The organism is Pirellulales bacterium, assembly GCA_035499655.1.
Lineage (GTDB): Bacteria > Planctomycetota > Planctomycetia > Pirellulales > JADZDJ01 > DATJYL01.
Genome location: DATJYL010000092.1, coordinates 1 through 14,179, shown reverse-complemented (window position 1 = coordinate 14,179; position 14,179 = coordinate 1). Strand labels below are relative to the sequence as shown.

General features: G+C 54.0%; 9 protein-coding genes. 4 read left to right on the top strand and 5 right to left on the bottom strand.

The window, feature by feature from the left end:
• The first annotated feature begins 13 nt into the window (after positions 1 to 13).
• The 3 genes from VMJ32_06575 (at position 14) to VMJ32_06565 (ending at position 6,591) form a co-directional block, all read left to right on the top strand.
• Positions 14 to 1,357 (top strand): sulfatase-like hydrolase/transferase, encoded by a 1,344-nt coding sequence (locus tag VMJ32_06575; protein HTQ38672.1) that lies wholly within the window; start codon positions 14 to 16, stop codon positions 1,355 to 1,357.
• A gap of 512 nt (positions 1,358 to 1,869) precedes the next feature.
• A complete protein-coding gene (locus VMJ32_06570) occupies positions 1,870 to 5,676 on the top strand; it encodes a hypothetical protein (GenBank protein ID HTQ38671.1) in 3,807 nt (1,268 codons plus the stop codon).
• Between the two features lie 84 nt (positions 5,677 to 5,760).
• Positions 5,761 to 6,591 (top strand): glycosyltransferase, encoded by an 831-nt coding sequence (locus VMJ32_06565; protein HTQ38670.1) that lies wholly within the window; start codon positions 5,761 to 5,763, stop codon positions 6,589 to 6,591.
• Positions 6,592 to 6,598: 7 nt separating this feature from the next.
• Here the strand turns inward: VMJ32_06565 and VMJ32_06560 are convergent, their stop codons facing one another.
• The gene (locus VMJ32_06560) at positions 6,599 to 8,401 is read right to left on the bottom strand and encodes a glycosyltransferase family 39 protein (GenBank protein HTQ38669.1); all 1,803 of its coding nucleotides are present in this window, start codon (positions 8,399 to 8,401) and stop codon (positions 6,599 to 6,601) included.
• A gap of 349 nt (positions 8,402 to 8,750) precedes the next feature.
• On the opposite strand from VMJ32_06560, the gene VMJ32_06555 reads away from it, so the two are divergent.
• On the top strand, positions 8,751 to 8,984 hold the full coding sequence (locus tag VMJ32_06555) for a hypothetical protein (protein ID HTQ38668.1): 234 nt from the start codon (positions 8,751 to 8,753) through the stop codon (positions 8,982 to 8,984).
• Positions 8,985 to 9,019: 35 nt separating this feature from the next.
• Here VMJ32_06555 and VMJ32_06550 read toward each other — a convergent pair whose 3' ends face one another.
• The 4 genes from VMJ32_06550 to VMJ32_06535 form a co-directional block, all read right to left on the bottom strand.
• On the bottom strand, positions 9,020 to 10,417 hold the full coding sequence (locus VMJ32_06550; GenBank protein HTQ38667.1) for a GNAT family N-acetyltransferase: 1,398 nt from the start codon (positions 10,415 to 10,417) through the stop codon (positions 9,020 to 9,022).
• A gap of 204 nt (positions 10,418 to 10,621) precedes the next feature.
• On the bottom strand, positions 10,622 to 11,644 hold the full coding sequence (locus VMJ32_06545; protein ID HTQ38666.1) for an ATP-grasp domain-containing protein: 1,023 nt from the start codon (positions 11,642 to 11,644) through the stop codon (positions 10,622 to 10,624).
• Between the two features lie 92 nt (positions 11,645 to 11,736).
• Positions 11,737 to 13,143: a KamA family radical SAM protein gene (locus VMJ32_06540; protein ID HTQ38665.1), complete on the bottom strand. Its 1,407-nt coding sequence runs from the start codon at positions 13,141 to 13,143 to the stop codon at positions 11,737 to 11,739.
• 201 nt (positions 13,144 to 13,344) lie between these two features.
• A complete protein-coding gene (locus tag VMJ32_06535) occupies positions 13,345 to 14,118 on the bottom strand; it encodes a TatD family hydrolase (GenBank protein ID HTQ38664.1) in 774 nt (257 codons plus the stop codon).
• Between the last annotated feature and the right edge of the window lie 61 nt (positions 14,119 to 14,179).

Below are 14,179 nucleotides of genomic sequence, written 5' to 3'. Positions count from 1 at the left end.
GCACGTCGGATATGTGGGCGCATACGGGAATACTTGGACGAGCACTCCCGCACTTGATCAACTGGCTGCGGATTCGTTTGTGTTGGATCGTGCAATCATCGATTCACCACAATTGGACGTAATTTATCGATCACTGTGGTTGGGGCTGCATGCGCTCTGTCCGAACAATCGTGAATCGCAGCGAGAGCACTTGGCGACCTTGTTGTCACGCGCTGGCTGGCAGACGGCGCTACTGGCCGATGCAAAGGAAGTTACCGAACTTCCATCAGCCGCTGCCTTTGCGGAACGCATGTTGATGCATTCGATCACTGGCAAAATAGGGTCGGCAAGCATAGGCTCCTGTAACTTTCACAGCGACACAAACAAAATCCTGATTTCGGACAATCACAAGGTGGCTGTAAGTGTGGAAGAAACCGATGCGGCAGCAATTTTTGCCGCCGCAGGCAACTGGCTGGAAGCAGCACGCCAGGAACCATTTTTTCTGTGGATCCATACGGGAACATTAGGACGCGTATGGGACGCGCCGCTGGAGTTTCGTCAGATGTTCGCAGACGAAGACGATCCGCCCCTGGGCAATTGGGCCAATGTTCCTAATCGTGTTTTGCCCCCGCGATTTGATCCGGATGAATTGCTGGCGGCCACGCATGCTTATGCAGGACAGGTATCGCTAATCGACCAATTCATTGGCTCGCTGCTGGAGGTAATCGAGAACACTGGACATGCCGGCAATACGATTTTCATTTGCTTCTCGCTGCGAGGATTTCCTTTGGGCGAACATGATCGAGTGGGCCCATGCGATGAGTCATTGTACTCAGAATTGACTCATGTACCGTGGTTCATTCGGATCCCGGTTGGCACAGGCAGTCCGGGCCACTTGCCACAACTTGTTCAGCCGGCAGATCTACCAGCCACAATCCTTGATTACTGCGGATTAAATCATTCGTTGCCGATGGATAACCGTGTACTCTCGAGCGGCGCCGCTACCGAAATTGGCTTTGGACGCTCGCTTTTGCCGCTTTCTGGCGGCAAACATTTGGCAACCTTCGATCGAGCCTGCGTTGTCGCTCCGCCAAATCAAAGAGTATTTATCACCCCTTTTTGGTCGCTTCGTCTTTCAAATTGCGTGGGCGCTGATCCAGAGCACGCTTCTGAAGAAGATGCAACCGCACAACTCTCGCATCGATCCGAGCTCTTTGTTAAACCTGACGATTGGCTTGAAGTGAATGAAGTTTCCGACCGCTGCCCAGAAATTAAGGAAAAAATGGAAGCCGCTATGACCCAATTCACACTGGCTTGCCAGTCCGGCTCGCCAGCTATGCTAGCAAAACTTCCGGACGAAATAACTGCTGACTTTTAGGGCATGGGGACAAAACGCCGGGAACTGTCCAATTTTCGTAGTCTTCGCAGCAAAATGGGACTATCGTCCTAGCCGAGGCGCTTTTGTCCCCAGACCCTTAGTAGCTATCGCCAAGTTCCCGCAATTGCCACCTCGGCCATAGACTGAATTCTGCACTTCATAAAAGTTTTTGCTGTATGTCACAGGTGGAAAAAAAGGAATTGGTTTGTCCGGAAAACTGCCGCTAGCACTTGGCGCAAGTGCTTGATCCGGCCTGGGTTTGAGAACACTTATCCCTTATAATCCGCCTCCTTTTTTCCGGAAACCATTCCGGGAATGTTTTCACGGGACAAATCGACCCACCTGGGCTCCCCATGGTCGGACAAGGAAGTCCGAGCATCGACAGTGAACTTGCACGGCGACAAGTCGTTGCCTGTGCAGAGCGCCGATTCCGCGCGCCAAACCCCGACTTAAGATGCTGGTTTCGTTGCGCCATCGGAATCTTAGTTTTTTGTTGGCAAGTTGCGTCCGCCTTGGCGGATCCAACGGTACAGTTGCGAATTGAATGGGGGCACAGCGTCGACCGACCCCGGCAGTGGCAAGGCGAAATTTCGATCGACCAGGGAACGCTCTCGCAGGTTCGACCCTTGGGCATCGAAGCTGACGAGCCCGGTTCAATCTGGTCGGAGGGCAATCACGTAGAAATTCATGAGCGCAGCTTGCGGTCGTACGATGGTCTTGATGTATTGGTGACCGCGCCCCTGAATGCCACGTTGAAACTTCAATTTAGCGACTCGCTGGAACCGGGCTCGGTTCCTGTCGTCACCGAAACGTCGCTTTCGGATTTAGTTAGCAAGCCGCTGAATCGAGAACTCGATAAATCGGGAAATCGATTACTGGTTCGCCGTGCGCCAGGAGATATGCTGCGAGTTAAATTGCTGCAAGATCATCTGGTTTTCTCACCTGGGGATACGTTGCGGCTTGACGTCGAACCGAAGTTGCTGCCTTGTGCCGCGGGGACCGCCGTCGAGCTGCGGGCGCAACTGTTGTCGGCCGGAGGAACAACCGAGTTAGGCAGCCAGGAACAAGGCGTCAAAACCACGGCGGAAGAAACAGTTCCCGTCAGCATTCATTGGGAATTCAAAGTACCACCTAATGAAGGTGTCTACGATGTGGTTATCGAGGCGTTCGAACCTCCTGCGTTGCGGTGGACCAAGCCCAAACCGATCGCGGAACGGCATGTGCAATTTATAGTGGTTAAAGATCGGTCATTGCCAGCTCCGCCCGACGTGAATGCTGCTTGGACCCCGATCATGGAAATCGACCCAGCCAACCCACATTGGTACGAGCGATTTGTCTCATCTTCAATTTTACCCAGCTTGGGTCAAGCAAATTTCGGCAACGTGGCTTTACAGCCATGGCAAAAGGCACTGGGTTCGGGCGTGCTGATACCCCCGAACGGCAATTCGGGGGAAGTTCATTGGCAGGCCTATCCTTTGACAATCAACCGACCCGGTGCGCCCCACATTTTAGAAGTGGAATACCCGAGCGATGTTCCACAAACATTGGGAATCAGCATTGTCGAACCAAACGCCGCCGGGGCCGTTTTGCCGATCGGATTGGATTCGGGAGTATACCTTGTCGACGAATCCATTCCGGCGCCAGCAAAGTGGCAACGGCACCGGTTGATCTTCTGGCCACGCACGAAAAACCCGATTGTGCTGTTGAGCAATCGCCGCGAAGATCTTCCGGCTGTTTTTGGAAAAATCCGTGTATTGGCTGGGCCAGGCAGGTTACCTCGTGCTCCTTTCGTAGACGTAACGCTGCCAGAACGTCTGCTGGGTGGTTACCTAGCGCGACCGTTGATCGCGGAGAGCTTTGGCGCACCAGAATCGCTCGATGTCGCCAGTGGCCGGAGTCTCGGTGACTGGCAAACCTTCTATGATGGCGCGGTTCGACTGGCAGAATATATGAACTATATCGGCTTAGGCGGGCAAATGCTTACGGTGATGGCGGAAGGCAGTACGATTTACCCCAGCACTCTTATCGAGCCAACAACCCGATTTGACAAGGGGGCATTTTTTGAAACGGCGCAAGACCCGGCTCGAAAGGACGCCCTGGAATTAATCTTCCGTATTTTTGACCGCGAGGGGCTAAAATTGATCCCCAATCTGCAATTTGCGGCGCCTTTACCAGAATTGGAAAACCGATTGCGGGGTGGTGGGACCGACGCCGTGGGAATTCAACTCATTGGTTCCGAGGGAGAAATCTATACCGAAAAGTTCCCTCCATCTGACAAACCCGCACTGCGCCGCGGAATAGCCCCCTATTACAATCCTTTGAACGAGCACGTACAGGAAGCGATGCTCGCCGTGGTGCGCGAATTGGTGCAACGTTACAACCAACATCCCTCGTTCGCGGGCCTGGCAATCGAACTTTCCGCCGATAGCTACACGCAAATGCCTGGCGAAATGTGGGGGCTCGATGACAACACCATCGCCTGCTTCCAGCGCGATACCGGCATACAGGTGCCAGCTGCCGGCGACACACGTTTCTCCCAACGTGCGGAATTCTTTGCCCGGCCGGAGCGCAACGATGTCGTAAATCCGAAGCGTGAAGCCTGGCTAAAATGGCGGGCTGCAAAATTAGCCGACTTCTATATGCGATTGCAAAAAGAGCTTACGTCAGTTCGCCCGGATGGCATGTTCTATTTGACCGCCACAAATTTGTTTGACGCTCCGGAATCTCAACGCTTGCTAAGGCCTTCACTGCCTGCCAAAGCGTCCATGGATCAAGTGCTGTTGAGTTTGGGAATTCGAGCCGACTTACTTCGCGATCAGCGCGGCCTGGTGCTGTTGCGTCCAGATCGCTTGGAACCCCCAGGATCGCTGGCCACACAAGGCGTTGATTTGGAATTGAATCGAACAAATGATCTTGATGAGCAATTTCGTGGTATGACGACATCCGGCGCGCTGTTTTTGCACAAACCGCAACAGGCGCGATTATCGTCGTTCGATGCCAAAAGCCCGTTTGGAAAAGATAAAACTTGCGCCGAAGATTTGTACGCGGAACTCTCGCCGGCTGATCGTCGCAATCGCCAACGATTCGTGCACGCCCTGGCGACGTCTGACGTCGATTTCATTTTTGACGGCGGATGGTTGATGCCTTTGGGACAGGAAGATTCGCTCACTGATCTCTTTGCAGCTTTTCGTCGCTTGCCGGTAGGGAAATTTGAAACATTTACGCAATCCTCCCAGCCAGTGACCATCCGGACTCTGGCTCGAGACAACAGTACTTACGCTTACGTGTTAAACGATTCCGAATGGCCGGTCACCGTCCGCCTGGGGCTCGACATCCCGCCAGGTTGCCGCATTGAGGAGCTGAGCGGGCAGCGCCGCTTACCAACCCTGTCGGGCAACAATTGGACGCTCATGATGGAACCTTTCGATCTTATCGCCGTGCGATTTTTGGCGCCCGACGTACATGTTAGGGACGCCCAAATCACATTGGACGACAGCCACTTAAAGCCCTGGCTCGACAACCAAGTGCATGAACTATTAGAGCGGAAAGCAATGCTGGTGAACCAACCGGCACTGCAAGTATTGGCAAATCCCAGCTTTGAATTGCCCGCCAAGGCTGGGCAAATTCCCGGCTGGTCGCTCGTAAATCCCAGTGGAGGCAGCCTAATCCTGGATCCCGAGGGTCCCCCAATGCAAGGCAAGCCGCTTGGAAAGCAAGCCGCACGGTTGGAATCGGATGGCCGGGGCATTGCGCTTCATAGCGATACATTTTCCCCTCCGGCAACGGGGCGGTTAAGCATTTCGGTATGGCTGCGGATTGAAGATCCCCGCCAACAACCCAATTTGTGGTTAGCACTGGAAGGAACTTTGGACGGCAGGCTTTACTATCGGTCCGCAACAGTTGGACGCGAGTCTAATCCCATCTGTGCTCACGGTGAACAATGGTCACGCTTCCAATTACAAATCGACGATTTGCCGGCAACTGGGCTGGATAAACTTCGAGTTAGATTTGACTTAGTAGGTCCAGGACGCGTTTGGATCGACGATGTCCAATTGTTTGACCTGGCATTCACCGATACCGAGCTTGGTCAACTCGGCAAAATCGTGGCCTTGGCTGATTTCCAACTCCAATCGGGAAAGTTGGCCGAATGTATGCACGAATTGGACGGCTACTGGCCACGATTTCTGTCCACTTATGTCACCGTGCCGCCACCTCCGCTTGCCAATCAACAGCAACTTGGTAATACGCAGCCACAGCCACCGACAGAAAAACCGGCAAGCAGAACCAGCGGGTCTAGTTGGTGGCCGCCTTTCCACTAAGCTTGCAAAATTTAATTGGTGAACGCTAGCAAGTTGCAGATCGGCAAATTGAACCAGCTATCTTCTCCCCGAGAAGGATGCCCCATGCCCAGTACGACAATCGTGGTTCCGTGTCACAACGAAGCCCAGCGACTCCAGATCGAACAATTTCGAAGGTTCGCCAACAGCCACACCGAAGTACGGTTCCTGTTCGTCAATGACGGCAGCACCGATGTTACGTTGTCATTGTTGCAACAACTGGCTGCGCTGGACCCGCTGCACTTTGAAGTTTTGGATCTGGCTCAGAATGGTGGGAAGGCCGAAGCAGTACGCCAAGGTGTGTTGCAGGCAGCGCAAAAGCAACCAGACTACATCGGATATTGGGACGCAGATTTAGCCACCCCGTTGCTGGCCATTCCTGATTTTATCCGCGTGCAGCAGCGCCGGCCGGAAATCGCCCTGGTAATGGGGACCAGAATACCATTGTTGGGACACGCCATCCGCCGTCAGCCGCTGCGCCGATGGCTGGGTCGAGTATTTGCAAGAGTAACATCGGTTGCGTTAGGAGTTCGATTTTACGACACGCAGTGTGGCGCCAAGCTGTTTCGAACTACATCGGAAATATTGGCCGCATTTTCGCAACCGTTCGATTCACGTTGGATTTTCGATGTGGAGTTATTGGCCCGTCTGATTCGAATGCGGCTTGGCGCCATGCAACCTTGCCTGCCTGAAATCGTTTATGAAATGCCGCTCGATGATTGGGAAGATGTAACGGGCTCAAAGTTGAAGCGGGGAGATTTTTTCAAGGCCGTGTCAGAGCTGGGCGCCATTTGGTGGCGTTATTTGCGGCCCGCTGCTCCCCAATTTATTGGGGCGCCGGTGGCAGCCGAAACTGCGTCCCAACAACCCGTCGCAAAATCCCGCCGTGCAGCCTAGAACTGCATCACTTCGTCTGGCCCTCGTCGCGCTGAGCCACGGTTGTTTTCCGTCCCAACACCAGCACTTCTCCCAGGCGCGGGAATTCCGCGCACTTAGCGACAATGACCACGTCCGCTGGCAATTGTGCCGCCAGCCGAACATATTGTTCGTCCGTCGTGACTACAAACGTATCGGTTGCTTGCTCTAGAAATTCAATCAAGCGTTGTGGAGTTTTGCAGGCCTCCACGCGCCCATCCATGTAGTATACCAAGCTCGGACGAAAGTAACCAAATTGCGCTACTTGCGGAACACCAACCGAATGATGCCGAATAGCCTCGGCCACCGTTGGCGACGGCTGGTGTCGATCTATGCGCACCGCTATGGAGGCAAACATCGCAATGCAAAACGCCAGAGCGGTGGTCGCCAGCCCAATCATCGCTGCCTGTCCACGCCGTACTTCCGCAAAGAAAATTCCGGTAATGCCCCCGATCAAAAGAATGATTCCCAGCCAGCCAACCAGCGATATATCGCCTGCTAGCTCAGCCGAGATCCCAAGCTGCTCCAAAAGCGACCGGCCCTGAATCGTTCCCTTGGCAATCAGCGGCATGGAAATCGCCATAACGCAGCCCACCAACCCCAGCGAGCCGAACGACAATCTGAGCCACCACCTGTGTACCGTGGCTGGCTGCGTGAGCCAGCGGTCGATGAAGCACGCCGTTGCAAGTGCCAACGCGGGATAAGCCGGCAGAACATAATTAGGCAATTTTGTGGCAGCAACCGAAAAAAATCCCACATATACCATAATCCAGCACACTAATAATTTGCCTCCACGCTGCCACGAATCGACGCCACAGCACCGCCGTGTCAAGTCAACAACGGTCGGAATGCCAAATACTGACCAAGGGAAGAACCCGATTAAAATCGCAGCCACGTAATACCAAGCCCCGCCGCTGTGATTGTCCATCGCCCCTACAAACCGTCCGTAATTCTGAGTACCGATAAACTCCCGTAGAAAATCGCCTCCCGTGCGCCATCCAACCAATCCAAACCAAGGTCCGGCGACAACCGTCACTGCGGCTAAAGCGGTAAATGGCCTCATGCTCCAAACAACACGCAAGATGCGTCCCGGGGCTAAGCGTTGCAAAAACAACAACACCGTGGCAGTCCATGTTTTACCACTGGAGGATCGATCCGTCGGATCTCGCATCAGCAGATATAACCCCACGGTTGCCCCAGGAAGCAACATGCCAATGGGCCCCTTCACAAGCACCGCCAAACCCATCACGGCATACATTGTGGCGCACATCCGCCACGGTAGCGGAGTAAGGTTGTCATTAGCTACAGTGCCACCTGCGACATCTTCCCAATTCTCCTGCCGCACAAATACATACAGAGCCAGCGTTGCAAAAAACACTAAAAAACAATCCGGGGTTGCAGCCCGGGCCACAATCTCAAACATCAGGGTCGTCGTCATTGCCAAACCTGCCCACAACCCGACTTGAGCATTGAACATCCGCCGACCAAGCCGGTAAACCAAAAGTGCCGTGAGTACGCCAAACACCGCCGACCAAAATCGCGCGGCAAACTCATTCACTCCAAATAACATAAAGCCCAGCCGCATCATCCAGTACATCAATGGTGGCTTGTGGGCGAACAACTCACCGTTGAAATACGGTACCACCCACTCGTTGCGTTGGTGCATTTCTACAGCGGTGCGGGCAAAAAAGGCTTCGTCCTGATCCCACAGTCGCGTCGCGCCCAAATTTGCAAACAGTGCCACCACGGCGACGCCGGTGATCCATAATTGATGCCGCACAGTCTGTCGCATGGCGATTCCTTTCGCAGAAACGGTTGCCTAACGATTTGGCGAGAATCAGGCGAATCCAGTTGAACAAGACCACTTAATGCCGCGGATAGAGAGATGCGGGACTGTAGGCTATCTTGAAATGAGGGTCAAGTCATTTGCACGGCAAGATTTATGACGATATTCTCCGGGAACGCCTACCGGTATGGGTCAACAGTTTTTCCACAACTCCCGGCTTACCAGCGGCTTCGATCGGCAGAAATGCATTTCACAATTGCTAAGTTTTCCGCACCTCCTCCCCAACGATGCTATCACCGTTTAGAATAATCGCACGTTGGGGAGTTCGGAGGGCCGACTTAGAAGGATCTTTGACATGGGTCGCCAGAAACCTGTTCACGAAATCCAATTGGGAGCGGTGCGAGCCACGATCTGGGAAGAATCACACTTTGAAAGCCTTAAATATTCCGTGAGCATCTCACGAGTGGGGCGCCGCGGTGAACGGGGAACTCGTTCTGATCGGTTTGACGCCGACGATTTGCCCCTCGTTGCCGAAATTGTCGACTTGGCTCATCTGTGGATTTGCGAACAGGCAGAATTGATTGCCTGAAATGCGTCTGCACTCTTGCCCTGCCGATTTCTTCTTTATGGCAGGTCGAGCCGTTTACCAAAAGTAGTTTTGCCGTCACCAGGTCGATAAAAGTCATTGATTTCGCTTACCGGCTGGAAGCCACAGTGGAGGTAGAATGAGCGTGTGGCATGGTAGGCTGCCGTTGAGGAAGTTTCCGCCAGCAACCAGCGACCGCCATCCGCCAGTATGGCGCGCTCAATTTGGGTAAGCAATCGTTTCCCGATGCCTTGGCCTTGCACTTTAGGCGCTACGGCAATCCAATACAAGTCGTAGGTAGCATCGGTCATGGGAACCCGGCCGTGGCACGACCATCCGACAGCACAACCCTGCGACTCTGCAACGAAAACATGATAGCCGCTCAATTGGCTATCCTGAAGCGCGGCACGCAGAACTTCGTCTGCAATGGTGATCTCCTCCGGCCGGAAAATGCCACACGAGCGAGTGATTTCAACCAGCACCGGCCGATCTTCTGGAAGTATTCCTCGTATTTTCAAGTCAGCCGGTCTCTTTTTTGGCAGCAGATCTACAGGAGATGTATGGATGGCTCCAGTTTCTTCCATCTTCCATACGCCGCACATGATCCTTGCCCTCACCATTGCCGCTTCTAGCAGCCGCCCAGCAAAATCTTCGTAGTCAATCTCCGCCACCCGGAGCATTCGTGCTAATCCAGCATCAGGACCCACATCCGGATTGGCATTCACCTCCAACACGTACACCTTCCCTCGACCGTCGACACGCAAATCTATCCTGGCATAATCTCGGCATCTTGTAAGTCGATAAGCGGCGATCGCCGCTTCTTTCAACCGTTGCGCCATCTCCGGTTCAATATTCGCCGGACAGCAAACCGGCGTCAACAAATCCTCTTTTGAACCTGGAGTCCATTTAGCGACATAAGTAACGATTGGGTATGGCAATTCGCGGCCAGGACGAAATTCAATTTCCGCAATCGGCAACACCTGCAAAACGGGAAGCTCAATGATGCCCACGGTAAACTCCCGACCCGCAATGTAGCGTTCGATCAATGCGGTGCCGTAGTGTTGATGGATCCTGGCCACTTGCGGCGCCAATAAAGGCCAATCATCAACTACGCTTTCCGCCTCAATGCCCAAGCTGGCGTCTTCCTGGGCCGGTTTTACCATCAGCGGTCCCTCACCCAGCCATTGCTTCAGTTCTGATACCGGCAGCGTTTGACCGCATAGTACTTCGACAAAATCCGGCGTCACCACACCTGCCCCCAATAGAGTTCGCTTCATGAGCGATTTGTCGCGCGTCAAGGCTAAGCATTCAGGCGGGGAACCCGTATACGGCACATTCAATAGTTCCAAAATCGCAGCCACGTAAGATTCACCGGCTGAACAACCGGCAAAACTTTCGCACAAATTGACAATTACATCGGGACGCGTCTCTTCCAATTGGGTGGCCAGTGACGTCGCAGAATCGCCCGCGGCATGCTTGCTCACTCGGTGTCCTAAACTGCGCATTGCCAACCCCAACGCAGCGACCGATTCCAAAACACCGGCTTCTGAGGCAAAATCAGGATGCTCCGGTCCAAGCAACGGAGGGTTATACAGCAACACAGCGTGGAGCGATCGAGTCACAAGATGAAACCCATCGATTTACGTGGCGTTCAATACGCCGGCGGCAAGACTCGACGACTGGCCATTGTTGCCGCTTCGAAAATCACGTTCAGATCGGTTCCGAGCCAAAGCGGCATCCAGAATCCGGGCGATCAACTCACGATATCCAATTCCCATGCCTTCGGCTAGCAGCACCAGGTCGCCCGAGCCTGGCGCCAGCCCAGGCAGCGGATTGGCCTCCAAAAAATACGGGATTCCATCAGCAACGCGAAAATCGAGTCGAGCAACGTCGCGGCATCCCAACGCACGAAATGCCGTGAGGGCGGAGGCCCGGACAGCTTCCTTGCTCACTGGGCTTAACTGCGCCGGAATCTCGTATTGAACTTGTCGTCGCCAATCGCGCTTCACATCCAGTCCGTAGACAAATCGATCTCGGCTAACCATCGGCACGACTCGCATGATACCCATTACTTCCGGAGGAGAATTACCAATAACCCCGACGGTTAGCTCGTCTCCGTCAATGAACTGCTCGATCAGGACCGGCTGGCAATAGTCTGCGCGGCACTGAGCCACTACTTCTTGCAACATTGCGTGATCGTCCACAACACTTTTGTTGTTGATGCCTTTGCTGGAACCTTCAAAAGCAGGTTTAACAATAACCGGCAACGCTAGTGCGGCGAGCTGAGCAGAGTATTCGTACGGCCAGTGATCGACAAGCACTCCCGCCGGCACCGTTACACCAGCCTCGTGCACCAACCGCTTCGCACAAATTTTATCGAGCGTTGCAGCCAGTGTGAGCGGATCGGAACCCGTGTACGGAACATCAAACATTTCCAACACCGCTGGCGCCCACGCTTCTCGTGAACGGCTAAGGCCTCGCCCTTCTGCAATATTGAATACGAACTCGGGACGTTCTTCGACAAGCAAACGACGAACCAGCGATACGCCATCGCCCAACAGCTCCACGCTGTGCCCCATCCATTTCAGAGCATCGGCAATGGCCTCAATCGTTTCAGGAGAATCGAATTCTTCCTCCGCGTCGTCACGTACTTGAGTTGACAATGGAACTGAGCCATTTACTTCGCCAATCGAGCCGGCAGTATTTCCTGTGATAGGCCTAACCGAATCGCGAGCAGTATACGTCAAACCAATTCTCACAGTTGCGTGCTCCGGGAAACGTTAGCACCTACGATAATCGGCTCGGTCGAGGTGACTTCCGCTTTGACATGCTCCAGGGCCTTCTTCCGTCGTCGTGCATGCCGAGGCGTGTTGGACGGCGTCAAAGGTTTGCCATCTCCACTCAGTACCGCGCTGACGCCTTGTAATGGCATCGGCGCCTCTTTTGTCGATTTATCCTCCGGCTCGTAGCGGAAAATCACTCCTTCGTAGTTACGTAGCACCACAGCTTTTTCGGATGCGGAAATCAGGTAATTTGGCATCACCGGAATTTTACCTGCCCCGTGCAAGCCGTCGACCACATAAGTAGGCACCCCCAGGCCGGAAAGATGGCCCCGCAAGCCCTCGATAATCTCTACCCCTTTCCATACCGATGTGCGAAAATGCCCGGCCCCGGTCACCGGATCGCAATGGAACAAATAGTAGGGCCGTACCTTGATCCTCAACAATTCACGCACAAGGTTGCGCATGACATTTATTGAATCGTTCACTCCTTTCAAAAGCACCGAATGATTGTTCACCGGCATGCCGGCTTGCACTAATGCCTGACAAGCTTGGGCTGCTTCCTGAGTGACCTCCCGTGGATGATTAAAGTGCGTTTGAATCCATACTTTTTCCGCTCTTGCAAGCAGATCGACTAACTCCTGATCAAACAGCCGCTGCGGAAGCGTTACCGGCACGCGTGTGCCCACTCGAATCATATCGATATGATCAATGGCTGCCAACTGGCTGATAAACCAACCCAGCTTGGCCATGGGCAGTGTCAGCGGGTCGCCACCGGAAAGAATCACGTCGCGAATCGCGGAATTTTCACGAATGTACTGAATCATTCGCAGTTCGTCGTGACTGGGTGCATCCCAGCCATCGCGGTCCATAGTGATTCGTTTGCGCGTGCAGAAGCGGCAGTACATGCTGCACACCGGCGTGGCAATTAGCAGTGCGCGATCGGGATAACGATGCGTGACGCCGGGAACAGGAGAGTCGTTCTCCTCTTCCAGCGGGTCGTCCTGTTCAATTCCAGAATGATTGTGCGCTTCCAATGAGGAGGGCACGGATTGCAGGCGGATAGGATCGCACGGATCGGCTGGATCAATCAGCGAAAAATAATACGGCGGAATGGCCATCCGGTACTTTCCTTCGAGCCGTTCCAGCGCGGCTGATTCATCCGGGCCAAGCGGCAATAATTCCGCCAGTTGGGCCGTCGTACGAATGGCGTGCTGTCGCTGCCAACGCCAATCTTGCCAAAGCTGTTCCGGAATGTTGGCCCAGTGGGCATGCCGCATTCCCGGAAGTTCTTTCCCCGTAGCGGGGACCTCCCCGGTCTCACTAGCAAACGCTTGTTCGCTGGAAAAGACCATGTATGAACCTTCGTTCTGTTCGTTCATTGTGGTGGCGATTTCCTCCGCATAATGAACAATTGCCCTGATGCCGCCAACATCACAACAACCGATGGCCGTCGCGCGCTTTGTACCATGCACCTCTAAATCGAGCAAGTGGACAGCAGCAAACTTGCAGCAGATCGATCATCCTCCCAGTCAAGTCAAATTGCAAAAGCGTACACTTGCGGTTTCGGACCATGGGATACATCATGAAAGACCAAATAGGGTTCGGGCGTTTTTTGAGGTTTGCTCGCAAAACTCCTCAAAACTAACTCCTCGCACCCCTGCCAATGCTTGGGCAGTGTGAATCAAATTGGCCGGCTCATTCCGTTTTCCCCGTAGCGGATGCGGTGCTAAATAGGGACTGTCCGTTTCCACCAAAACACGGTCCGCAGGCACCGCGCCGGCCACATTTCGCAAATCTGCCGATTTTTTAAAGGTCACCATCCCGGCAAAACTGATGCATAGACCCATTTCCACGCATTCGCCCGCAGTGGCGGCATTTCCGGTAAACGAATGCATGACCCCGCGAAGCACACCTCGCCGATGGGCCTCGCGCAGCATCGCCAAAACATCAGCATCGCTCTCCCGTGTATGGACCACAAATGGCAAATTACGTTCCTTAGCCAATCGCAAATGGCGATCGAAGTAATCCTGTTGCAAATCAAACGGCGTATAATCCCAATACCGGTCCAACCCTGTCTCACCAATGGCCACCACCTTGGGCGAGGCCGCCAGCTCGGCCACACGCTCCCAATCTCCTGGCTTGGCTTGAGCGCAATAATTGGGTTGGATGCCTACGGCCGCATACACCGCCGGAAATTCTGCCGCCAAGCGAACTACCACCTCGCTCGAATCGGCTGTTACCCCAATCGCCACGATCCGTTCAATCCCCGCAGCCACCGCACGGGCGATTACCTCGGCCCGGTCGCTGTCAAACTCCTCCTGATCCAAATGGGCATGAGTATCGATGAGATGCATACTGTCTATTCTCGCCATCGATCGGCATCAAAAAAAGCCCACGGGTTGCAACCCGTGGGCT

Coding starts and splice junctions, on each gene's coding strand:
- VMJ32_06565 (HTQ38670.1), top strand. CDS start 5,761: ATGCCCAGTACGACAATCGTGGTTCCGTGTCACAACGAAGCCCAGCGA.
- VMJ32_06560 (HTQ38669.1), bottom strand. CDS start 8,401: ATGCGACAGACTGTGCGGCATCAATTATGGATCACCGGCGTCGCCGTG.
- VMJ32_06555 (HTQ38668.1), top strand. CDS start 8,751: ATGGGTCGCCAGAAACCTGTTCACGAAATCCAATTGGGAGCGGTGCGA.
- VMJ32_06540 (HTQ38665.1), bottom strand. CDS start 13,143: ATGAACGAACAGAACGAAGGTTCATACATGGTCTTTTCCAGCGAACAA.
- VMJ32_06535 (HTQ38664.1), bottom strand. CDS start 14,118: ATGCATCTCATCGATACTCATGCCCATTTGGATCAGGAGGAGTTTGAC.